Source organism: uncultured Tateyamaria sp. (genome assembly GCF_947488715.1).
GTDB lineage: Bacteria > Pseudomonadota > Alphaproteobacteria > Rhodobacterales > Rhodobacteraceae > Tateyamaria.
In genome coordinates this window covers 287,883-310,402 of record NZ_CANLAG010000001.1, presented here as the reverse complement: position 1 = coordinate 310,402, position 22,520 = coordinate 287,883, and the positions used below count along the sequence as shown (strand labels likewise).

General features: G+C 64.2%; 24 protein-coding genes. 15 read left to right on the top strand and 9 right to left on the bottom strand.

Features of this window, described 5'->3' with window-relative positions; translation table 11 throughout:
• Nucleotides 1-28: 28 nt before the first annotated feature.
• On the bottom strand, nt 29-604 hold the full coding sequence (locus Q0936_RS01475) for a ribonuclease HII (protein ID WP_299297436.1): 576 nt from the start codon (nt 602-604) through the stop codon (nt 29-31).
• A gap of 190 nt (nt 605-794) precedes the next feature.
• Nucleotides 795-1,271: a hypothetical protein gene (locus Q0936_RS01470; RefSeq protein WP_299139234.1), complete on the bottom strand. Its 477-nt coding sequence runs from the start codon at nt 1,269-1,271 to the stop codon at nt 795-797.
• Between the two features lie 173 nt (nt 1,272-1,444).
• Between Q0936_RS01470 and Q0936_RS01465 the strand changes: the two genes are divergently transcribed.
• From Q0936_RS01465 to Q0936_RS01455, 3 genes are all read left to right on the top strand, one after another.
• Nucleotides 1,445-1,726, top strand: a complete 282-nt coding sequence (locus Q0936_RS01465; RefSeq protein ID WP_299297381.1) for a hypothetical protein — start codon at nt 1,445-1,447, stop codon at nt 1,724-1,726.
• Nucleotides 1,698-2,402: a hypothetical protein gene (locus Q0936_RS01460; RefSeq protein WP_299297380.1), complete on the top strand. Its 705-nt coding sequence runs from the start codon at nt 1,698-1,700 to the stop codon at nt 2,400-2,402. Before Q0936_RS01465 ends, Q0936_RS01460 begins: the two co-directional genes overlap by 29 nt.
• Nucleotides 2,403-2,556: 154 nt before the next feature.
• Nucleotides 2,557-3,324: an HpcH/HpaI aldolase/citrate lyase family protein gene (locus tag Q0936_RS01455; RefSeq protein ID WP_299297379.1), complete on the top strand. Its 768-nt coding sequence runs from the start codon at nt 2,557-2,559 to the stop codon at nt 3,322-3,324.
• A 6-nt stretch (nt 3,325-3,330) separates the two neighbouring features.
• On the opposite strand, the gene Q0936_RS01450 is transcribed toward Q0936_RS01455, so the two are convergent.
• Nucleotides 3,331-4,461 carry a DUF3095 domain-containing protein gene (locus Q0936_RS01450; RefSeq protein ID WP_299297378.1) on the bottom strand — a complete coding sequence of 377 codons (1,131 nt, stop codon included), beginning with the start codon at nt 4,459-4,461 and terminating at the stop codon, nt 3,331-3,333.
• 109 nt (nt 4,462-4,570) lie between these two features.
• Between Q0936_RS01450 and Q0936_RS01445 the strand changes: the two genes are divergently transcribed.
• The 4 genes from Q0936_RS01445 (at nt 4,571) to Q0936_RS01430 (ending at nt 9,061) form a co-directional block, all read left to right on the top strand.
• Complete coding sequence (locus tag Q0936_RS01445; RefSeq protein ID WP_299297377.1) at nt 4,571-5,743, top strand: MFS transporter; 1,173 nt, start codon at nt 4,571-4,573, stop codon at nt 5,741-5,743.
• A 63-nt stretch (nt 5,744-5,806) separates the two neighbouring features.
• Nucleotides 5,807-6,829 carry an aspartate-semialdehyde dehydrogenase gene (locus Q0936_RS01440; protein ID WP_299297376.1) on the top strand — a complete coding sequence of 341 codons (1,023 nt, stop codon included), beginning with the start codon at nt 5,807-5,809 and terminating at the stop codon, nt 6,827-6,829.
• Between the two features lie 98 nt (nt 6,830-6,927).
• Nucleotides 6,928-8,544 (top strand): DUF4139 domain-containing protein, encoded by a 1,617-nt coding sequence (locus tag Q0936_RS01435; protein WP_299297375.1) that lies wholly within the window; start codon nt 6,928-6,930, stop codon nt 8,542-8,544.
• A 322-nt stretch (nt 8,545-8,866) separates the two neighbouring features.
• Nucleotides 8,867-9,061 carry a hypothetical protein gene (locus Q0936_RS01430; RefSeq protein ID WP_299377822.1) on the top strand — a complete coding sequence of 65 codons (195 nt, stop codon included), beginning with the start codon at nt 8,867-8,869 and terminating at the stop codon, nt 9,059-9,061.
• A 275-nt stretch (nt 9,062-9,336) separates the two neighbouring features.
• Here the strand turns inward: Q0936_RS01430 and Q0936_RS01425 are convergent, their stop codons facing one another.
• From Q0936_RS01425 to Q0936_RS01415, 3 genes are read right to left on the bottom strand one after another with little or no spacing between them, the layout of a single operon-like run.
• Nucleotides 9,337-9,648, bottom strand: a complete 312-nt coding sequence (locus Q0936_RS01425) for a transcriptional regulator (protein WP_299139256.1) — start codon at nt 9,646-9,648, stop codon at nt 9,337-9,339.
• Between the two features lie 3 nt (nt 9,649-9,651).
• Complete coding sequence (locus tag Q0936_RS01420) at nt 9,652-10,629, bottom strand: sodium-dependent bicarbonate transport family permease (RefSeq protein WP_299139258.1); 978 nt, start codon at nt 10,627-10,629, stop codon at nt 9,652-9,654.
• Between the two features lie 58 nt (nt 10,630-10,687).
• Nucleotides 10,688-11,338, bottom strand: coding sequence for a carbonic anhydrase (locus tag Q0936_RS01415; RefSeq protein WP_299296913.1), 651 nt, complete (start codon nt 11,336-11,338; stop codon nt 10,688-10,690).
• 159 nt (nt 11,339-11,497) lie between these two features.
• Here Q0936_RS01415 and Q0936_RS01410 point away from each other — a divergent pair, with 159 nt between their 5' ends.
• From Q0936_RS01410 to Q0936_RS01400, 3 genes are all read left to right on the top strand, one after another.
• The gene (locus tag Q0936_RS01410) at nt 11,498-11,887 is read left to right on the top strand and encodes a hypothetical protein (protein WP_363323298.1); all 390 of its coding nucleotides are present in this window, start codon (nt 11,498-11,500) and stop codon (nt 11,885-11,887) included.
• Nucleotides 11,888-11,955: 68 nt separating this feature from the next.
• Nucleotides 11,956-13,335, top strand: a complete 1,380-nt coding sequence (locus tag Q0936_RS01405) for a M17 family metallopeptidase (protein WP_299296908.1) — start codon at nt 11,956-11,958, stop codon at nt 13,333-13,335.
• Nucleotides 13,336-13,340: 5 nt separating this feature from the next.
• A complete protein-coding gene (locus tag Q0936_RS01400; RefSeq protein WP_299296906.1) occupies nt 13,341-14,114 on the top strand; it encodes an NlpC/P60 family protein in 774 nt (257 codons plus the stop codon).
• Nucleotides 14,115-14,256: 142 nt separating this feature from the next.
• Here the strand turns inward: Q0936_RS01400 and Q0936_RS01395 are convergent, their stop codons facing one another.
• Entirely contained in the window at nt 14,257-14,604 is a 348-nt protein-coding gene (locus Q0936_RS01395; RefSeq protein WP_299139273.1) for a DUF2794 domain-containing protein, read from the bottom strand.
• 112 nt (nt 14,605-14,716) lie between these two features.
• Here Q0936_RS01395 and paaI point away from each other — a divergent pair, with 112 nt between their 5' ends.
• From paaI to Q0936_RS01380, 3 genes are all read left to right on the top strand, one after another.
• Nucleotides 14,717-15,151: a hydroxyphenylacetyl-CoA thioesterase PaaI gene (gene paaI / locus Q0936_RS01390; protein ID WP_299296904.1), complete on the top strand. Its 435-nt coding sequence runs from the start codon at nt 14,717-14,719 to the stop codon at nt 15,149-15,151.
• Entirely contained in the window at nt 15,148-16,425 is a 1,278-nt protein-coding gene (gene paaK, locus Q0936_RS01385; RefSeq protein WP_299296902.1) for a phenylacetate--CoA ligase PaaK, read from the top strand. The genes paaI and paaK overlap by 4 nt, the downstream gene beginning before the upstream one ends.
• A gap of 66 nt (nt 16,426-16,491) precedes the next feature.
• Nucleotides 16,492-17,781, top strand: coding sequence for an MFS transporter (locus Q0936_RS01380; RefSeq protein ID WP_299296899.1), 1,290 nt, complete (start codon nt 16,492-16,494; stop codon nt 17,779-17,781).
• 284 nt (nt 17,782-18,065) lie between these two features.
• On the opposite strand, the gene Q0936_RS01375 is transcribed toward Q0936_RS01380, so the two are convergent.
• Together Q0936_RS01375 and Q0936_RS01370 are read right to left on the bottom strand one after the other, a co-directional pair.
• Entirely contained in the window at nt 18,066-19,724 is a 1,659-nt protein-coding gene (locus tag Q0936_RS01375) for a DNA polymerase Y family protein (RefSeq protein WP_299377819.1), read from the bottom strand.
• Between the two features lie 77 nt (nt 19,725-19,801).
• Nucleotides 19,802-20,419 carry a TetR/AcrR family transcriptional regulator gene (locus Q0936_RS01370; protein ID WP_299295991.1) on the bottom strand — a complete coding sequence of 206 codons (618 nt, stop codon included), beginning with the start codon at nt 20,417-20,419 and terminating at the stop codon, nt 19,802-19,804.
• A 138-nt stretch (nt 20,420-20,557) separates the two neighbouring features.
• Between Q0936_RS01370 and mbfA the strand changes: the two genes are divergently transcribed.
• Both mbfA and Q0936_RS01360 read left to right on the top strand, forming a co-directional pair.
• A complete protein-coding gene (mbfA, locus tag Q0936_RS01365) occupies nt 20,558-21,532 on the top strand; it encodes an iron exporter MbfA (RefSeq protein ID WP_299139287.1) in 975 nt (324 codons plus the stop codon).
• A gap of 28 nt (nt 21,533-21,560) precedes the next feature.
• Nucleotides 21,561-22,484, top strand: coding sequence for an AEC family transporter (locus tag Q0936_RS01360; RefSeq protein WP_299295988.1), 924 nt, complete (start codon nt 21,561-21,563; stop codon nt 22,482-22,484).
• The last annotated feature ends 36 nt before the right edge of the window (nt 22,485-22,520 follow it).

Here is a 22,520-nt window from a genome sequence, read left to right as displayed (position 1 = left end):
TGAATCAGCACCTTACGAAAAATACTTGTCACAACATATTGTGGACGGGTTTGAACGTACGTCTATGGTGTGGGGTCACCCCAAGATTTTCCAATGCCGATTTGTGACGTTTTGAAGGATATCCCATGTTGGTCTCCCAGCCATATCCGGGATGCTGTTGCGCCAAATCCACCATGATCCGATCGCGACATATTTTGGCCACAATTGAGGCCGCCGCAATCGACACCGACCGCCCGTCTCCGCGCACCACGGGGGTCGCAGGCACCGCCAATCCACGCGGCACCATCGTTCCGTCCACCAACACGTGATCCGGTGCGCTCCGCAAACCCGCAACCGCCCGCTCCATCGCCAGATGCGAGGCCCACAAAATGTTCAGCTCTTCGATCTCCGCGACACTTGCATGGGCCACGGACACATCCCCATGCGCTAGGATCGCCGCCCAGACCTGATCCCGCTTGCGCGCCGTCAACTTCTTGGAATCGTCCAACCCCTCCGGAATAAACGCAGGGTCCAGCACAACCGCCGCCGCCGTCACCGGCCCGGCCAGCGGTCCACGCCCCACCTCATCCACACCGGCAACGCGCCCGCCAATCCGCGCTTCCATCTCAAAGTCAGGCACCGCCCCAACCTTTCATTGTTCCAAAAATATGCAAATCCCGCCGCCAGTCACACCGAACCACCGCCCTGATTGCAACCACCTAAAGCAGGCACAATTAAAAAAGGGCGGTGCCCGAACACCGCCCTCTCCAGTCTGGCCGCCCCCAAGGGACCAAGGGGGCCGCCCGCGCCCGTTCTTACCGACGGGCCATCTGAAAACCATGGCGGTTCAGGCACCGCGCACCCCACCCCTGACGCCAGCCGCGATCCGTCCAAACCTGGCGATGGCACCGATCCGGCAGGCTGTTCACGTGACGGTAATGACGCTCAAGGCAACGCTGCGTGAACAGATGCGCCCGACCCCGATCCGTGTGCAGCGTGCGCAGACACTGGTTCGGCAACAACTTGCGGTTCACCCGTGGTGGTACGGGGCGCGGATGCACGGGCCGCGGCGCGGGGGTCACGTGATGCGGCGTGTGCACCTGCTGACGCGCCTTGCGGTCGTCGCGCTTGTCCTTGATGACCGCGCCCACAATGGCCAACCCCAAAAGGGCCGCCAGGGCCGCGCCCACCTCGTCCTCTCCGGCACGGGCCGGGGCCGCCGTGAACCCGGTGATGGCAATGGCCGCCGCAGCAACGGTGGCAATGAACTGGCGGTGAATGCGAAGGGTCATGGGCAGGTTTCCTTTGTTGTGGTCAGGCCGACATCCGGCCCGTGATCTGCAATGACCCAACCCTCGCCCCACCCCGCAAAGACAGGCAATAACACCCCCCTGTTATCGAATATCACCACCACGAACCGCCTGTGGTTATTGAATATCCGCCCCGGAACCCGCACTCTGGGCCCATGAAACAGATCACACTCACCACGGCCCTCCTGCTGGGCCTCGCCAGTGCGGCACAGGCGCAATGCTACGCCGACTACAAGGCCAAACAGGACAATCCCCTGCGCTTGCACTACGGTGTGGCCCAGATCAACGGCGCCTGCGCGGCGGGCAACGCACAACAACAGCTTGGCCCCCGCCTCGCCGCACAGGGCTGGACGCTGCTCCAGGTGCAATCCGTTTTCGGCCCCGAAGGCCTCGACCAAAGGAAAAACAGTGCCGGACAATACTACCTCCGCTTCTGACATGCGGCGCACCGGCGGACGGCTGGTGACTTTCGGCATCGCAGGCATCCTGCTACTGCTCATACTCGCGGCCGCGCTCCTGTTTCTGACCCTGCCCGACGCCGGGGCCTTCGACGCGCGGGTCGAACGCATGTTCATCGAAAACGCCGACCTGACTGCGCAGGCGGAGATCAAACTGCTCGAAATCCTCGCCCAATCCGGCACCGCCTTCGCCGACACGCTGGCCAGCTACCGGCTGGTGATCTTCGTGCTGCTGGTCTTCGCCACCGCCATGATGATCGCCGCCCTGGTTTTCCTGATCCTGCTGGTGGGCTTCAACCGCCGCATGGCCCAGATCGAACGCGTGGGCATCCAGGTCAATTCCCTGCTGATCAGCCGCGAGGAAAACACCGTCTACCTCAACAACCTCGGCTTCAAACTGACCGACGCTGCCATGGAAACCATGTCCGTCCTGGCCGAGGCGCGCATGGACGACGACGTCCTGTCCGGCTCCGAAATCGAAGGCGTCATCTCAGGCCGCAACGCCGCCGACTGCGAAGAGGCCGCAGGCGCCACCCGCATCAAACGCCTGCGCGACACGCTGGGCAACCAGATCGTCAGCGAACTGCTGGTCAAGAACATCGCCCGCCGCGGCTATATGCTCAGCGTCGAAAAGGACGTGATCAAGGTCCTCTGACCCCTTCATTGTTCTAAAAAACATGCCCGCCGGAGGCACCGCCTTTGCGCCCCGCAAAGGCCAGACATCGCGTGGCGCGCCAGCGCCGCATTTCCACAGTAGCCACGGGCGCACCGCTCCGGCTAGGGTGCCTCAACACCAAAGGAGACCGCCCATGCCCGCCCCCCACAACCCGTTCAAGGCCGCGATCAAGAACGGCGAAACCGTCATCGGATGCTGGCTCAGCCTCGGCGATCCGCTCGCCACCGAAATCGCAGGCACCGCCGGGTTCGACTGGCTGCTGATCGACGGCGAACACACGCCCTACGACATCTCGCGCATGCGGATGCAGCTCATGGCGCTACAGGCCTCCGACAGCCACGCCGCCGTCCGCGTGCCCACGGGCGAAACCTGGATCATCAAACAGGTGCTCGACGCCGGTGCGCAAACCGTGCTGGTCCCCATGGTCGAAACCGCCGAACAGGCCCGGCAACTGGTCCACGACGTGCGCTACCCGCCCACAGGCGGGCGCGGGGTCGGCTATTCCGGCGCGCGGTGCAGCCAGTTCGGCGCGATCACCGACTACGGCCACACCGCCGATGACCAGGTCTGCCTGCTGATCCAGGTGGAAAACCGCGCGGGCATCGCCAACCTCGACGACATCCTCGCCGTGGACGGCATCGACGGCGTGTTCATCGGCCCCGCCGATCTCAGCGCCGACATGGGCCACATGGGCAACCTGACCCACCCCGACGTGCAGGCCACGATCAAGGGCGCCTTCGCCCGCATCGAAGCCGCGGGCAAAGCACCCGGTGTCCTCGCCACCACGCAAGAGTTCACGCAGGACTGCCTCGACTGGGGCGCACGGTTTGTGGCCACGGGCATCGACCTGCTGATCCTCGCCAATCAACTGCGCACGCTGGCCAAAACCTGGAAGCGGTGACGCCGTTCAGCTGTCCGCCTTCATGCCCACCGCGGCCTGCGTGTACCCGCCCGCCGCACCATCGATGAAATGCACATGCGTGTCCTCCATGATGGAGGGCACGATACAGGTCATCATCGCCTCATCCTGCGCGTGCATCCCGTAAACCACGGTGCCCGCCTCGCGCGCACGGTCCAGCAGCGATCGCAACCGCGCCACCGTGTCGGCATCGCAGTCGATCGTCATCTTCAACCCGTCGTCAAATTTGCGGTAATCCGCATTCGCCCCCACGGTGCGCTGGTAATGCGCCGGATCAAACCCGCCCAGCTTGATCCGCGTGGTCAGAAACACCCAGGCCATCGCCGTCTCGACCATAATCTGCCGCTTGCGCTTGGCCGCCGACACACCGGGGGGCCGCGCCGTCACCTCCAGACCCGCACCGGGCGGCGGCCAACTGAACCCCGGCCCCTCTGCAGGCGACGGGTGTCCACTGCGCTGCAAATGCGCAACCAGATCCAGAACCGCCTGCGCCACTTCGGCAAACCGGGCGGCACCCACCCCCTCGCGGGGCTGCACCAACAGCGACAGGATGGTGCCATTGCGCGCCGACATGTGGTTCCAGCGACAACTCAACCCCGTCAGATCCGGCTGCGTCCCCGCCGGCGCCTCTGGCACCGTGTCCACACCCGACTTCATGCGGTCCTCGGCCCAACTGACCCCGCCCCCGGCGAACATCGCGTAATCGACCCCCTCGGACACCGAATAGCGCGCCACCGCGACCTCACGCCCGGCGGCCCGTATGTCGGCCACCGGAAACACACCAACCCTGAGGCCCATTCCAAACTCCGCCTGCGCCCAGACCCGCACTGCCGCCAACGCAGCGGCTGCGGCCTCCGCATGTTCGGGTGGATGCGCAAACGCCGCCCCGTCTCCGCCAAACACATAAGGAAAGGCACGCCCACCCGCGCCATTGATCTGCGCCGAAATCACCGCCGCACCAATCATGTTGACCGTCTTGTACTTGCTCGCCGCAATTGCTGCGGTTGACCCGATGATGTCCGATGTGCCGACAACCCAATCATCGGGCAACGGTGTATAAAGACCGGGATCGGCCAAATCCGAGAACGCCGCCTGTCGCGGCAACTGGTCATAAAACATGCGCTGACACCTCTCTGTGCTCAACCCTAACACGCATCCCCCATCCCGCAATGACACTTGCACCCGTCACGGTCCCATGGCACGGCTGTCCGCCGGACAAGGGGGCATCATGCAAAGCGGACTTCTGCTCTTGGGGCTGGCCTATGTGCTCAGCCAGTTCTTTCGCGCCTTTCTCGCCGTGCTCACCACACCACTGCGGGATGCGCTGGGGATCGAACCCGCCGTGCTCGCCACCGCGTCGGGCTACTGGTTCCTGGCCTTTGCCGCGATGCAGATCCCCGTGGGCCGCGCGCTCGACACCATCGGGCCACGCCGCACTGCCGGATGGCTCTTGCTGGTGGGCGGCGGTGGCGGGGCCGCACTGTTCGCGCTGGCACAAGGGCCGCTCTACATCCACGCCGCCATGGCCCTGATCGGCGTCGGCTGTTCGCCTGTGCTGATGGCCAGCTTCTATATCTTTGCCCGCGAATACCCGCCCGCCCGCTTTGCCACTCTGGCCGCGCTGATGATCGGCATCGGCACCGTGGGCAACCTGATCTCGTCCTACCCGCTGGCTTTCGCGGTCGAGGCAATCGGCTGGCGCGCCGCCCTCTGGGGCCTCGCCGCGGTCTCTGCCACCGTGGCCCTTGGCGTGCTGATCACCGTCCGCGACCCCGCCCGCGCCGAGGCCGCAGGGGACGGATCACTGCTCGACCTGCTGCGCATGCCGGTGCTGTGGCTGATCATCCCGATCATGTTCGTGAACTACGCGCCCGTGGCCGCTGTGCGCGGCCTGTGGATCGGCCCCTACCTGCGCGATGTGTTCGACCTGCAAACCAGCCAGATCGGTGTCGCCACACTGGTGATGAGCCTCGCCATGATCGTCGGCACCCTCGCCTATGGCCCTCTGGACCGGCTGCTGGGCACCCGCAAATGGGTGGTGTTCGGCGGCAACACCCTGACCATCGTGCTGCTCGCCGGGCTGATCACCCAGACGGATCGCAGCGCCACGCTCTCCATCGCGATGATGGCCGCCATCGGCTTCTTTGGCGCGTCCTTCCCGGTCATCATCGCCCACGCGCGCAGCTTCTTTCCCGCGCACCTGACCGGGCGGGGCGTGACGCTGATGAACCTCTTTGGCATTGGCGGCGTCGGCGTGATGCAGTTTTTCTCGGGCCAGCTTCACACAGCCTACGCAGGCGGCGCGCCCGCCGCGCCCTACACCGCAATCTTTGTCTTTTTTGCTGTCGCACTCGCCTTTGGTGTCGCGATCTACGCACTTAGCCGTGACTCCACCGACTGACGCCCTTTCCCCCGTGGAACAATGGGTGTAAGGGCCACGCACCTACCCAAAAAGGAGACCATCATGGGGTATCGTGTCGTCGTCGCGGGCGCCACCGGTAACGTGGGCCGCGAAATGCTGAACATCCTGGCCGAGCGCCAGTTTCCCGTGGACGAGATTGCCGTACTGGCAAGCCGCCGTTCGCTGGGAACAGAGGTGACGTTCGGTGACAAGACGCTGACGACCAAGGACCTTGATACGTTCGACTTCACGGGTTGGGACATGGCGCTCTTTGCCATCGGGTCCGACGCGACCAAGAAATATGCCCCCATCGCGGCCAAGGCCGGGTGCGTGGTCATCGATAACTCGTCGCTCTACCGCTACGACCCCGATGTGCCGCTGATCGTGCCCGAGGTGAATGCCGACGCGATCGAGGGTTACGCCAAGAAAAACATCATCGCCAACCCCAACTGCTCGACCGCGCAGATGGTTGTGGCCCTGAAACCCCTGCACGACCGCGCCACGATCAAGCGCGTCGTCGTGTCCACCTACCAATCCGTGTCGGGTGCCGGCAAGGAAGGGATGGACGAGCTGTGGGACCAGACCAAAGCCATCTACAACCCCACATCCGAGGTGGAACCCAAGAAGTTCCAGAAGCAGATCGCTTTCAACGTGATCCCGCAGATCGACGTCTTCATGGAAGACGGCTCGACCAAGGAAGAGTGGAAGATGATGGTGGAGACGAAAAAGATCGTCGACCCGTCGATCAAGGTCACGGCCACCTGCGTGCGCGTGCCCGTCTTTGTCGGCCACTCCGAGGCGGTGAATATCGAGACCGAGGATTTCCTCGACGAGGACGAAGCGCGCGACATCCTGCGCGAGGCGCCCGGCATCATGGTCATCGATAAACGCGAGGACGGCGGTTACGTGTCGCCCATCGAATGCGCGGGCGACTATGCGACGTTCATCAGCCGCATCCGCCAGGATTCGACGATTGATAACGGCCTGAACTTCTGGTGCGTCAGCGACAACCTGCGCAAGGGCGCTGCCCTGAACGCGGTGCAGATCGCGGAACTGCTGGGCCAGCGCGTGCTGCAAAAGGGCTGAACGCCCACCTGATGACAGGGGAACAAGGGGCCGATTGGCCCCTTTTTCTTTGCCCATATGCGGGGCATGGTGAGGCATCCGATCTGAAAGGTTGCCCCATGCGTCTTGCTGCTGCCCTCCTCTGCGCCCTGCCCTTTGCTGCGCACGCCGACACCTTCACCCTCACCGCGCCGCCCGTGGCCGTCACCGCCTATGCCAGCGGCGCCATGGTCACCCGTACCGCCAAAATCGACCTGCCCGCTGGGCAGCACGAGGTGCGCATCGACGCGCTGGACGCCACACTGCAACCCGGCCTGATTGACATCAGCCTCGACGGAGCGACGCTGCTGTCGCGCCGATGGGACGAAAACCGCGACACGCCCTACCGTGCGCCCCGCACCCCCGCATGGCTGGACGCCAAGGCCCGGCTGGACGCCGCCACCGAAGCGCTGGCCCTCAGCGACAACCAGATTGCCCGCGCCCGCGCTATGGGTCAGGCCGCCGACGACCAGATCCGCTTTCTCAACGGCATCACCCTGCCCGGAGAGGCCGCCACAGATGTGGACGCCTTGCGCGCCATCGGGCAACTGATCGCCAGCGACGGCACCGCCGCGCGGGGCGCCATGCAGGACGCTGCCGAAGAGGTCCGCCGCCTCACCCGTGACCGCACCGACCTGACATTCGCAATCCAGCAGGCCCGCGCCGCCCTCGACGCCGTCACCCCGCGCAACGACACACCCGCCACGCTGGCCCTGCGCATCGACAAGGCCGAAGACGGGCCGCTTGCCGTCACCCTGCGCTATCCGACGCCCGACGTCGGCTGGACGCCGGTCTACCGACTGGACCTGACCGACGACACCGCCCTGACCATCCGTCGCAGCGCCGAAATCACGCAGGCCTCATCCGAAGACTGGCAAGACGTCACCCTCACCCTGTCCACCCTGTCGCCCTTCGGCCCAACGGAACCCGCCCAGCTGCAACCGTTCAAGCGCGTGATCCTCGATCCGGACGCCAAACAACCACTCGCGCAACTGCCGCGTCGGCGCGGTGTCGCCTTCGATCGCGCAAACGTCGGCATCATGGCAGAAACCGCAGCCACCCTTGCCCGCACCGACATTTCAGACATCGGTGTCACCTACACGCTGCCCGGCACCGTCACCGTACCCGCCCAAACCGGCACTGTGCAGATCGCCCTCGACACCCTGCGCTTTGACGCCAGCCTCCTGGCCCGCGCTGTGCCCCGCGCCGATGAAACCGCCTACCGCCAGGTGAATTTTGCCAACACATCGCCCGAAATCCTGCTGCCCGGTGCTGCGACCCTCTATGTGGACGGGCAGTTGATCGGCCAGACCACCCTCGACACACAGCCGCCGGGCGCCGAAACAGACATCTTCTTTGGCCGCATCGAAGGACTGCGGATCGACCGCACCGTCCTCGACCGCAACGCCGGCGACCGTGGCCTCATCTCGCGCAGCAATGAACAAAGCGAAACCATCCAGATCGACGTCGAGAACCTGACCGACCGCACTTGGGACGTCCGCCTGCGCGATGTCGTACCCCATTCGGAACAAGAAGACCTGGTGATCGAATGGACCGCCACACCGGCCCCGGATCAAACCGCCGTGGACAACCAGCGCGGTATTCTCGAATGGGAATTCGACATCGACCCGGCCACCACGCGCACCATCACCATCGACACCCGGACCAATTGGCCCGAAGGCATGATTCTGCGGTGACACACACCTGATCATGGTTTCGATCCAGTTAGCAAAAAAGTAGACCCAGCAACCATTCTCGTGCGCGGCCAGGCTAAATACAGTTTTAAACACTGTTATTTTTCGCGTAACGCACTGATTTTACTTGATTAACAAAGACATTAACACGACGCCGAAAATCCCTTTAGGAACGGCAAGAAATTAGTAATTAGCCCCTGTCATACATATCCCATCGAACGGCCGGGGGGTCGGGAGAGACAGACCGATCCGGGGGGATCGGCACACCAACACCGGTCCGGGGGGGCCGGAGAAACATAAAGAGGTGAGTGGGATGATGACTTGGATGAAACAGCTGTTGGGTGAGACAGCGAACGAGGAAACGACAACAGACATGCCGGTTGTACCGGATGTCACGCGCGCCGAACTGTCGGATCTATTTGCCGACGACCTGGCCCGCCCGGCGCTGCAAAAGCGCGCCAAGGTACGGCTTGGGAAGCCGCGCCGCCTGATGGCAGGACGCCAGCTCCAGTTTGCATGACAGCAATTGCGCCGGTGTCAGACCGTGTGTGCCAATGCGCGGCACGCGGACTGCCGGCCGGTGCATCACGTCACCAAAACCAACACGGTGCCACCCCTCAGGGGACAGGCACCGGATCAGAGCACCAAGATCGGGACGCAGGCCAACGCCGTGCCGTCCACGAATATCCGCGCGCAAGTGGGTAGTGAGTTTCCAAAGACGAGTGGCGCGCGGAGCAGTGAGGTAACGAGTGGTACGGGGTGGCCCGCCAGCAATGGCGCGCTGCCCCGCTTTCGTCAGAACCGTTCAGCGCGCAGCACTTCGCAATCGCTGACCGACACGATGCCGATATGGCGCTCAACCACGGCAAAGGCCGCCTCCAGCAGTTCGTCCAGCCGTTCGGGCCGGATCACACAGACCACCTGCACCATCCCGGTGCCACGGCTGATCTGCCCTTCGCGGCTCCAGGCACCGGACTGACCGGACCCGCCCAGCACCGGCAACACGGTCCACCCTGTGACGCCCGCGGCGGTCATGGCGTCGGTCAGACGGCTTTGCATCACCTGTTCGATGATGATGGCAACACGTTTGGCCTGATGTGTCTGCATGGCTTATCCTCCGGTCAGCGCACTGGCGATGGCCACATAGATCGGGATGCCAAGCGTCAGATTGAATGGAAACGTCACCCCCAGCGACAGGGTAAGGTAAATGGACGGGTTCGCCTCGGGCAGGGCCACACGCATCGCCGCAGGCACCGCGATATAGCTGGCCGAGGCCGACAGCACCATAAACAGCGCCACGCCCCCCGTGGTCAAACCCAGCAACAGGCCGGTGCCAAGCCCCAGCGTCGCCCCCACCAGCGGCATCACCATGCCAAAGGTCAGCACACCGGGCCTGAGCACCCCCGACCCGCCGCGCAGGCCACGCCCCGCGACCAGACCCATGTCCAACAGGAACAGGCACAGCACACCCTGGAACGGCGACACGATAAACGCCTCGATCTTGGCCAGCCCCTCTGCACCGGTGATCCAACCAATGAGGAAACTGCCCACCAGCAGCACGATGGACCCGTTCAGCATGATCTCGCGCAACAGGTCGCTGTCCATCCGGCGGCTGTCGCCCCCCCGCGAAATCAGCCACAGCGCCGACAGGATGGCCGGGGCCTCCATCGCGGCAGCCACGGCGACCATGTACCCCTCGGACGCGATCCCGCTGCCCTCCAGAACGGATGTCGCCGCCACAAAGGTGACGATCGAGATCGACCCGTAGTGCGCCGCCACCGCCGCCGCATCCAGACGGCTCAGGTTGCCCATCACCTGCAACAGCGCAAAGGCAATCAGCGGCAGCACCGCCGACAGTACCACACCCGCCAAGAGCGACAGGCCCAGCGTCACGTCCAACCCGTGATCCGCAACGCTGACGCCGCCCTTGAACCCGATGGCAAACAGCAGATAGATCGACATCCCCTTGGCCACCGCCTCGGGAATGTTCAGATCAGACCGCGCAAGCGCCGCGGCAACGCCCAGCGCAAAACTCAGGATGATGGGCGACAACAGGTTTGTCGCCGCCAGGCTCAGGATCTGATCCATGTCGACCTCTTTCGCAGGTGTAACCGGTCACGTGGTCGGATGTGCGGCAAAGTCAAAGTCACACAGGCTGAAAATCAAGCGTCTTGCCCATGAACTGGCTCATGCTGCCCTCTGCGATGTCGGTCCACAGGCCATGAATGCTCAGCGATCCATTGTTCACCCGCTCCTCGACAAAGGGGAAGGTCATCAGGTTTTCCATGGATGTGACCACCGCCAACTGTTCCAGCCTGCGCGACTTTGACCCGTCATCGGACAATGTCGCCACCTCATCGTATTTCGGTTTCAGGATATCCATCCACCGCCCGACAAAGCTGGTCTTTTCCTCCAGCTCGGGCGCACGGCCCTCGCACATGTCCAGACACCCCTGCACCCCGCCGCAACGCGAATGTCCCAGCACCACCAGATGCGCAACCTGCAACACGTTCACCGCATATTCGACCGCCGCCGACGTGCCATGGTGATCCCCGTCCGGCTCATAGGGCGGCACGAGGTTGGCAATGTTGCGGTGGATGAAAAACTCGCCCTGATCCGCGCCAAAGATGGATGTGACATGCACCCGGCTGTCACAACACGAGATGATCATGGCCCGCGGCCGCTGCCCTTCGGTCGCCAGGCGTCGATACCACGCGCTGTTCTCGGTGTAGGTCGTCGCCTTCCACCCCTGATACCGCTGCAAAAGAAATGTCGGTAACGGTTTGACCCTGTGCATGTCGGTGTTCCGCCTGTCCCTGTTCGTACTGGCTGCGGTGGTTAGCCTGAATTCGCGGCAAATTCGAGCGAAAAGACCACTCCGCCCTAACGATTTGGGAACGGTGTTCATGCGATCACCCTCATAGCCGTGGGGGCACACCACATTGGGTGAGAAGAGGTGAGAGTTTTGACAAATGTAACACAAATCCGGCTGGCAGAGCCTGTGCAGGTCAATCACGACCGGCTTGACGCGCTCTATTCCGAAATGGATCCCGTAAACGCCGAGGACGTCGTTTGCCGCGCGATGGAGGAACTGGCCCTGCGCATGGCGCATTGCGACCGGTTGTACCGGGCGGGCAATCTGAACGAGCTGCGCAAATCCAGCCGCTCGCTCATCGCCATCGCCGACCAGATCGGCATGACCGTTCTGGCCCAGGTCGCCCGCGATGTGGTCACCTGCGCCGAGGCACGCGACCAGGTGGCACTGGCCGCAACACTGGGCCGCCTGCTCCGCACAGGCGAGGGGTCGCTGACCGCCATCTGGGACTTGCAGGACATCACCATCTGACGCTCCCTTGCGGCGACCGCCAAAGCAGCTAGGGTCAGCAGCACCTGCCCAACTCAAAGGTGCCGCACATGACCCTGGCCTTCGCCGCTACAGACCCGTCCGCCATTCCCCTGCATCTGCTGGACGAAGAGGCGGCGCACCACTGGATCGACACACAAAACGATGCAACCCGCGCATGGGCCACGGCCCAAGGGTTCACCGGCGCACTGGGCCAGGTGCTGACCTGCCCCGGACCGGACGGTATCGCCTGCGCTGCCATCGGTTACGGCACCCCGGCCACCCGCGCACGTGGCCGCTTTCACCTCGCCGCAGGGGCCGCGCGCCTGCCCGCAGGCACCTACACCCTGCACCACAGCCTCGACACCGCCACCGCCGAAGTCGAGGCACTGGGCTGGTTGCTCGCCAGCTACCGCTTTGACCGGTACAAGGCGCAGTCGCCCATGCGCGCCCAACTCACCGCCCCCGACGGCATCGACGCGCAACGCGTCACCGACATCGCCAATGGCGAGGCGCTGACCCGCACCCTGATCAACACACCCGCCAGCGACATGGGGCCACCAGACCTCGAAACCGCCGCGCGCGACCTGGCCGACCGCTTCGGCGCGGCCATCACCGTCACCGCGGGTGACGCTCTGCTGGGCGCCAATTTCCCCCTGATCCATACCGTTGGCCGCGCCGCCGACCGCGCCCCGCGCCTGATCGACCTGCGCTGGGGCGACACCGGACCAACCGTCACACTGGTGGGCAAGGGCGTCTGCTTTGACACCGGCGGCCTCAACCTCAAACCCGGCGCCTCCATGGGCCTGATGAAAAAGGACATGGGCGGCGCGGCCGCCACCCTCGGGCTGGCCCAGATGATCATGGCGACCGACATGCCCGTGCAACTGCGCCTGCTGATCCCCGCCGTGGAAAACAGCGTGTCCGGCAACGCCTTCCGCCCCGGCGACATCCTGACCTCGCGCAAAGGCCTGACGGTCGAGATCAACAACACCGACGCCGAAGGCCGCCTCGTGCTCGCCGACGCGCTGGCACTTGCCGACGAAGACACGCCAGACCTGATCATCTCCATGGCCACCCTCACAGGTGCTGCGCGCGTCGCTGTGGGCCCCGACCTCGCCCCCTACTATGCCGACGACGCGGGCCTCGTCGCCGCACTGGAACAGGCCGCAGACACACAGGCCGACCCGGTCTGGCGCATGCCCTTCCACACCCCCTACGAGACGATGATCGAACCGGGCATCGCCGACCTCGACAACGCCCCCAAAGGCGGGTTCGCCGGGTCCATCACCGCCGCCCTCTTCCTGCGCCGCTTCGTCAGCCAAAGCCGCTACATGCACTTCGACATTTACGGCTGGCAACCCGGCGACGCCCCCGCCCGCGCCAAAGGCGGCGTGGGCCAAGGCACCCGCGCGCTGCTGGCCGCGCTGCCTCAAATGCTGGCCAAGTGACGCCGATGGAAACAGACCCAAGGCTGACCCCCGACCCCCATCTGGTCGACGGCACCCGTCCGGGCCAGATCATCGCCCCGCACGCCGACCTCCTGCGCCGCCCGGACGGCCCCAGAGACCGGCAACTGATCGCAGGTGCCACCGTCACGATCCTCGGCATCCAGGGCGCATACGCCTATATCCGGGCCGACCTCGACGGCTATGTGGGCTTTGTCCCCACCTCCGCCATTGGCCCCCGCACAGATCCCAGCCACATTGTCATCAACCCGGCGGCCCATGCCTACGCACAGGCCAATATCAAATCACCCGACACCACGTCCCTGACCTTCGGCACCCGCCTCACGGCCCTGGCCGAAACACCGGACTTTATCGAAACCCCGCACGGCCACGTCCCCAAGGCTCAAATCGCGCCGCTGCCCTACAAGATGACCCCAACAGACACTGCCCGGCTGTTTCTCGGCACACCATACCTCTGGGGCGGCAACACCCGCGCGGGCATCGATTGCTCCGGCCTCACCCAAATCGCCCTGACCATGGCCGGAACGCCCTGCCCCGGCGACAGTGACCTGCAACAAAACGCCTTCCCAGACGCCACAGGACCCTACACCACAGGTGACCTCCTGTTCTGGAAAGGCCACGTGGCCCTCGTCACCTCTCCAACCCACATGATCCACGCCAACGCGTTCCACATGTCCGTGGTCGAAGAACCCATCGCAACCGCAACCACCCGCATCGCCCAAAAAAACGGCGGCGACATCACCGCCCACAAACGCCCCTGACCCTTTCCTTTCGCCGGAAATACCTTCGGGGGAGCACGAGGGGGCAGACAGCCCCCTCGTTAAGGAACAACGGGAGCGCGAGGGGGCAGACAGCCCCCTCGTCAAAAAGAATAGATAGCGCCCGCGCCAGCGGACAATTGGATCACTCGACCGCGCGGATCAACTTGCGCTCCAGCACCCGCAGCACCGTCTTCAGATCATGGCCACGGCGCAGCACCTGCCCGTCGATCCCGATCACCGCATACATCCCCTGCCGTCCCCGCAACTTCGGACGCTTCTCAATCCGGTACAGCGGGTTCTCCGCCGTCCGCCGAAACACCGAAAACACGGCCACTTCGCGCAAACAGGAAATGCCATAGTCGCGCCACTCCCCCGCCGCCACCATCCGCCCATACAGCGACAGGATAACAGCCAGTTCGGTGCGGTGAAACGCAACCTGCATGCTCGGCATTTCACGGGAATTGGACGGGGGTGGCGTGTGCAACGTCATGCCATGACAGTTGCGCGACAAATCCAACATTTCAAGAGGGTCTGACGGGAATGCTTGAAAGCGTTACAAAATCGGGGCAACACTAGGTCAATCGGAAACACATGAGGCCGCAATGACCCCGAACGACCGTGCCACCCGCTGCGCCGAGGCGATGTGGGCCAAGGATGTCGCCAGCCAGTCGCTGGGCCTCGCAATTGCCGATGTCGGCCCCGGCACGGCAACACTCACCATGACCGTGCGGCCTGATATGCTGAACGGCCACGGCATATGCCACGGCGGCATGATCTTCACTCTCGCCGACAGCGCCTTTGCCTTTGCCTGCAACACCTACAACACCCTGACCGTGGCCCAGCAAAACCAGATCACCTACCTCTCGCCGGGCCAACCCGGCGAAACCCTGACCGCCACCGCGACCGAAACAGCCCGCCAGGGCCGCTCCGGCACCTATGACGTCACCGTCACCGGCAGTGACGGCCGCACGGTCGCCCTCTTCCGCGGCCTGTCCCGCACCATCTCCGGCACCCATTTCGACGAGGACCAGCCATGAAGGATCTCACCCCCGACCGTAGCACGCTGGACCCTATCGAAATCGCCAGCCGCGATGAAATCACGGCCCTTCAGACCGACCGCCTGCGCTGGTCGCTGGCACATGCCTACGCCAACGTCCCGCACTATACCCAGGCCTTCGACGCGGCAGGCGTGCACCCCGACGACCTGACCGACCTGTCCGACCTGGCCAAATTCCCCTTCACCGTGAAATCCGACCTGCGTGCAAATTACCCCTTCGGCATGTTCGCCGTGCCACGGGATCAGGTCAAACGCATCCACGCCTCCTCCGGCACCACCGGGCAACCGACCGTCGTGGGCTACACCCAATCCGACTTGGACCACTGGGGCCAGGTCGTCGCTCGCTCCCTGCGCGCGGCGGGGATGCAGCCGGGTGACCTCTTGCACAACGCCTACGGCTACGGCCTCTTTACCGGCGGGCTCGGCATCCACCTCGGCGCCGACGCACTGGGCCTCAGCACAATTCCCATCTCGGGTGGCATGACCCCCAGACAGGTCCGCCTGATCCAAGACTTCAAACCCAAGGGCATCACCATCACCCCCTCCTACGCACTCTCCGTGCTCGACGAATTCCACGAACAGGGCCTCGACCCCCGCGCCTCCAGCCTCGAGGTCGGCATCTTCGGCGCCGAACCCTGGACCAACGCCATGCGCACCGAAATCGAACAGGCCTTCGACATGCACGCCGTCGACATCTACGGTCTGAGCGAGGTCATCGGCCCCGGCGTCTCCATGGAATGCGTCGAAACCAAAGACGGCCTCCACATCTGGGAAGACCACTTTTTCCCCGAAATCATCGACCCCACCACCGGCCAACCCGTCGCCGACGGCGAGATGGGCGAACTGGTCTTCACCTCCCTGACCAAGGAAGCGTTCCCGATCATCCGCTACCGCACCCGCGACCTCACTCGCCTGCTGCCCGGCACAGCGCGCAGCATGCGCCGCATGGAAAAGGTCACAGGCCGCAGCGACGACATGATCATCCTGCGCGGTGTCAACGTCTTCCCGACCCAGATCGAAGAATGCCTGATGGCCACCCCTGGCCTCGCCCCGCACTTCCAGATCGAACTGACCAAACCCGACCGCATGGACGTAATGGAAATCCGCTGCGAAGGGCCAGACCCGGCCGCAGGCACAGCCCTCGCCGCCCGGATCAAGGACAGCATCGGCATCTCGGTTCAGGTCACAGTCGGCGCACCCGGATCGGTCGCCCGGTCCCAGGGCAAGGCCGTGCGCATCGTCGACAACCGGTAACCGCACCATACGCACCAAGCCGCTTAAACAGTTGTGCGCACCGGCAACAACGCCAATAGTCCACCCATGGCCCCTGAAACCGAATTCTCTTTTTCCGCGCTGCCCGGCCCGGCGCAGCGACACATTCGGACGTTTCAGATACACCAGTTCCTCGACCGCTTTGCGATGGGCCTGACAGTTGCCGTTGTGGCGTTGGCGCTGACCGACCGTGGCATGGACCTGTTTCAGATATCCGTGCTCTTCGGGATCTACGCGCTGACCACCATGACGCTCGAACTCCCGTTTGGCGGGCTGGCCGACAGCATAGGCCGCAAACCGGTCTTCCTCGCCGCTGTGGTCGCCAGCTTGATATCCATCGCGCTCTTTCTCGCAACCCGCGACTTCTACGTCCTCGCGCTCTCCTTTGTCTGCATCGGCTTTGGGCGCGCCCTGCGCTCGGGCACGTTGGATGCGTGGTTTGTCGAAACCTTCAAAACCACCGCGCCGCACACCGACGTGCAGCCCGCCCTGGCCCAGGCGCAATGGGCCAATGCCATGGGTCTCGCGATTGGCGCGGTTGCGGGCGGCGTCCTGCCGGACCTTCTGGGCGCACAGGCCGTGACATACGGGTTCAGCGTCTATGACGTCTCCTATGTGACCAGCTTTGGCGTGATGCTCGGCGTCTTCGCCTTCACCGTCCTTGCCATCACCGAAACACCGCGCACACTGGCCCCCAACGCGCTGTGGTACGGGTTCTCGAATGTCCCCACCGTGATCGGGGACGCGGGGCGTCTGGCGCTGAAACACCCCACACTGTCGGTGCTCTTGGCGGCCTTGGCGCTGGCCCTCATGGCCACCAACCCGGTCGAGGTGATCTGGCCAACCCACGCACGGCCCATGCTCGACGCGGGCTATGCCAACACGCTGATTGGCGTCCTGACCGCGACCTATTTCTTTTCCATTGCATTTGGCGCGTGGCTGTCCCCTTGGATCAGCCGGATGTTCAACCGGCGGCACGCAGTCACGCTTATGGCGACCTTTGCCTGCCTCGCTGGCCTCCAGATTGCGCTGGCGCTTCAGGCTGGCATCGCGGGCTTTGTTGCCGCCTTCATTCTCTATTCCATCGTGCTGGGTGCCAGCGAAACACCGGCCAGCAGCATCCTGCACACATGCGTCCCGGACCACCAACGGTCCACGATGCTGTCTCTGAGGTCGTTGATACAGCAATTGGGTGCCGCAGTGGGCCTGATGGCCGTCGGCGCAATCGCAGAGATCTACTCCACGCCCGTCGCCTGGTGTGTGGGTGCCGCCTGCCTCCTCGTGGCCGTGATCCTGACCTTTGTGCTGGTCAAACGGATTGACGCGGACCCGGCCTAGCGCCCGGCGCGCGCGGATCGGGCGTCACACCCACCTGCCCGCTTCATTTGTTCAGCAAATTTTAACCAAGGTTAACGCGGCACAAGCCCTTACCAGCGGGTTAACGCGGATGCGGGGGCCAAGCCGCCGTAAACTGTACAGTTTGCCGGGGAAACTGCACACTTTCCCGATATTGCGCCGTTTCGGCCGGTTTCCAGACCGCGCAAAACGTACAGTTTGCGCGTGAAACTGCACAGTTTTGCCCACCTCTGCCCAGCGCACGCTGCATTAACCCGACCGTGCGGTCAGGCAAAGGATCCATGACAAAACCACCCCGGCGACATCGCCCCGCCATGCGCATAGAACAGCCACAGCCGCTGACCGTCCTCCGTGTCCGTCACCCAATAGTCCCGCGTGCCGCTGCGCCAGTTCGGGTCGTCCAGCCACCATTCCGGCGCGATCCGTTCAGGCCCCAGCGCACGCTGCCGCACCAGATCACGGCCCCGCCAGCGAAAGGTTTTCGGCAGGCGCGGCGTGGCCGGGGCGTGGACCGGTTCGGGGTGCCACAGCAGCAGCGGTCGCGGGTTGCTCGGCTTGGGCCACGGCCCCTCATGCGGCTTGGACCAGGCCGCGGCCAGCACCTTCTGAGACTTCTCGGGGATGTTGCTGTCGGCAGGCTGAATGCGCCGGATCGCGTCCAGCCCCACCCGCGCGCCCAGTCGCCCGATCAGGTCGTCCAACGCGTTGGCATTGTTCAGCCGCGCCTGCACCGCCGCCCCCGCCTGCAGGTGGCCCACGGCCATCGCGTCATGCACCGGCTCGACCTGCACCGCCACCAGCCGCAGCATGTCGATGCCAAAGCCCGCGTCGATCTCGTCAACCTTCATCTCCAGCAGTGGTCGGATCCGTTGCGGGTCGTGACTGGGACGGGCCAGCCCCACCTCTACTGCCTCAACCGCATGATCACTGCGGTAGGCCTGCAACATCACACGCCGCGCACCTTTTCCCTTATCTTTCAGCGTTTTGCATAGGCGGGGCAGGAGGCGGTCAACTGCGGCCATCACGTCTTCGACGAGGCCGATGGGGTCCGGCAAGGTCATGCGCACGGCAAAATGTTCCGGCGATCTGGCAGGGGAAACCGGCTCGGGTGCGCTGCCCATGGCCTGGTCCATCCGCATCACCAATCCACGGCCAAACCGCCGCGCCAACCCGGCCCGTGGCTGGCCCAGCAGGTCCCCCACACGGCGCAGGCCCAACCGCCCCAACTGGGCGGCGACCTCCGGCTCCAGCCGCAATGCGGCAATGGGCAGGGGCGACAGCGCGCCATAGGTCTGGCCCGGCGGCGCAATGCGGGTGACATTGCCCGCCCGCGCCACCACCGGCGGGGCGGCGCCGCCCTTGGTCCAGTGCCGCCGCTTGCCTGCGCGCGACCGGGTGGCGCGGGCCTCCTGGTCGATGGCATCGCCGGACCGGTCCGACGCAGCGGCCCGCCCCGCGTAACGCGCCAGCGCCCAGGCTGCGCCGCGCGTGTCGGCCAGCCCCATCAACACGCTCAGCCCCAGGTCGGTGCAGTCATCCTGCACCACCTGCATCAGCTCTGCCTCGCCGCCAAACAGATGCGCACACCCCGTCAAGTCCACCACAAGCGCGTCCCCGTCCTCCGGCGCGACCCACGGGCTGAACTTGCCCGCCCAGCGCTGCAGCGCCTCAAGAAACCGCGCCTCTCCCGGTGCGCTGCGGGCATAGGTCAAAAGCCCCGGACACATCGCATGCGCGTCCCGCACCGGCTGGCCCACCTGCAAACCCTGCGCCTGCGCGACCCCGCTCAGGGCGGTGATCACCTGCATGTTTTGCTGGTCCTCGACAATGGCAACCGGCTGATCGGCCAGCATCGGTTGACGCCGGATCAGGCGTTCCGCCCCCAATCGAGGGAACCACAGGGACAGGATACGGCGGTCAGGCATACACAAATGTTCACTATATGTTCTCACGCAAATTAAGCTGAGGCGCGGTCCTGAGTCGAGTCGTCAGATGTCTTGGATCAGACGCCGTAGCGCGCCAGGAACGTCTCGACCGCGCTGTCGACCACCCGGTCAATGTCTGCCTCGGACACGCTGTCGATCACCCCGAAAATCAGGCGCGGCCACAAGTCGGCTTTGCACAGCTCTCCGAACTGATCCGCCGCCAGCGTCAGGTCATCAACCCGCAGCTCACCACGGTCCACCGCCGCCTGAAAATAGTCACCCATCTCTGCCCGCATCCGCTCAGGCCCGGATTTGTAGAACGCCCGCCCGATCTCGGGAAACCGATCCGATTCCGCCACACAGATGCGAAACACCTGCTGCCCGAACTGGGACGTGATGAACCGCAGGAAATGCTTGCCAACCTGACACAACACGTCGCGCGGCGGCGCGCTCATGTCGATGTTGTCGATGGCGGTCTGGCTCTGGCGGGCGCACTCCATGTTGGCCACTTCCATGAACAACAACCGCTTGTCGGGAAAGTAGCTATAGAGCGTCGCTTTGCTGACTTGAGCCGCTTTGGCGATGTCATCCACACTGGCGCCTTCGAACCCATCCGCCATGAAAACCAGCCGCGCGCCCTCGAGCACCTGATCGAATTTGCGGCCCTTACGGACAATGGGAGTTGCGTCGTTCATGGATATTCCAGCAGCCAAGTCAGGTCTTAACATAAACCGATCCGTTCAGTTTCTACAGAAAAATCGCCGCACCCCCGTCTTGCAACTTGTGTCACGGGTGTCATCATATATTAGAATAATTCTAAAAGAGGGTTGGAAATGCGGTTCTCCATTCAGCGCAAGCGGTTTCGCGATCTCAGCGAACAAGAGGTCCTGGCCCTCGCCATTTCCTCCGAGGAAGACGACGCCCGCATCTATCGCGGCTATGCAGATCGGCTGCGCGGCGACTATCCCGCCAGTGCCGCAGTGTTCGACGGTATGGCCACCGAAGAGGACGACCACCGCGCCCGTCTGATCGACCTGCACCGCAGCCGTTTCGGCGACACGATACCCCTGATCCGGCGCGAGCATGTGTCAGGCTACTACGCGCGCCGCCCGGTGTGGCTGGTCGAAAACCTCAGCCTTGACCGCATCCGTTCCGAGGCCGAGGCGATGGAACGGGACGCGGAACGGTTCTATGCCGCTGCCGCCGCGCGCACCACGGATGCCGCCACACGCAAGCTGCTGGGTGATCTTGCCGCCGCCGAGGCCGGGCACGAAGCCAAAGCCGAGACGCTGAACGATCAACATCTCGATCCCGACACCCGGTCCGCCGAAGATGACAAGGACCGCCGCCAGTTCATCCTGACCTATGTGCAACCCGGTCTCGCGGGACTGATGGACGGGTCGGTTTCGACTCTCGCGCCGATCTTTGCCGTCGCCTTTGCCACCCAGGACACGTGGACCACGTTCCTCGTCGGGCTGGCCGCATCGGTGGGCGCGGGTATCTCCATGGGCTTTACCGAGGCCGCGTCGGATGATGGCGAATTGTCTGGGCGCGGCTCACCGGTCAAGCGCGGCTTTGCCTCGGGCATCATGACAACGGTGGGCGGGTTGGGGCACGCCCTGCCCTACCTCATCCCCGATTTCTGGACCGCGACGATCACCGCGATCCTTGTGGTGTTCGTGGAACTGTGGGCCATCGCCTGGATCCAGAACAAGTACATGGACACGCCGTTCTGGCGCGCCACGCTGCAAGTTGTTGTGGGGGGCGCACTGGTTTTTGCCGCTGGAGTCCTGATCGGCAGTGGATAGCAGCCGCGCGGCGCGCTATCCCTGATCCATGTTGCCGATCCTGTTCAAGACGCTCCCCTTCTTTGCCCTCATCGGTCTGGGCTATTGGGCGGGGCGCACGCGGTTCTTCAGCGCAGAGGCCACGGCCTATCTGACAAAATTCGTGTTCTACTTTGCCCTGTCGGCGATGATCTTTCGTTTTGCAGCCAATCTGGAACTGGCGCAGGTGTGGGATGGTCGTCTGGTCGCCGCGTATCTGTGGGGCACGGCCTTTGTCTACGGGATTGCCACGCTGGTCGGGTTCCTGCGCAAGCTGGATGTGGCCACCAACGCGGTCGAGGCGCAATGCGCCGTGATCGGCAACGCGGGGTTTCTGGGGCTGCCGATGCTGGTCCTGCTCTTTGGTCCGCAGGCGATTGGGCCGGTCATGCTGGTGCTGGCGACTGACCTGATCGTGTTCTCAAGCCTGATTGTCATCCTGATCACCGTTGGCCGGGATGGGCGGATGTCCGTTGGCATTTTCAAAACCATCGGCATCGGGTTGATCAAGAACCCGATGATCGTGGCCATGGCCACCGGCCTCTTGTGGGCGGGGTTGCGGATTCCGATCCCCGCGCCGATGAACGACTTTCTCAGCATTCTGGGTGGGGCCGCCACGCCCGGCGCGCTCTTTGCCATAGGCGCGTCGCTGGCGTCGAAAACAACCGAGCGGATCGAGATTGCGGGCTGGCTGAGTTTCTGCAAGCTGGTGCTGCATCCAGCCTTTGTCGCCTTTTCCGCGATCTACCTGTTCCACGTCGAACCCTTTGGCGCGGCGATGATCATTGCCTGTGCCGCCATGCCCGTGGCGGGCAACATCTATATGCTCGCCCAGCATTACGGCGTCGCACCGCAGCGGGTGTCGGCCGCTATCCTCGTATCGACCGCCCTGAGCCTCGTCACACTCACCGCCGTTATCGCCTGGGTTAGTTGACCCATCGGCGCGCAAATTAAAGCGCGGCTGAGGCAC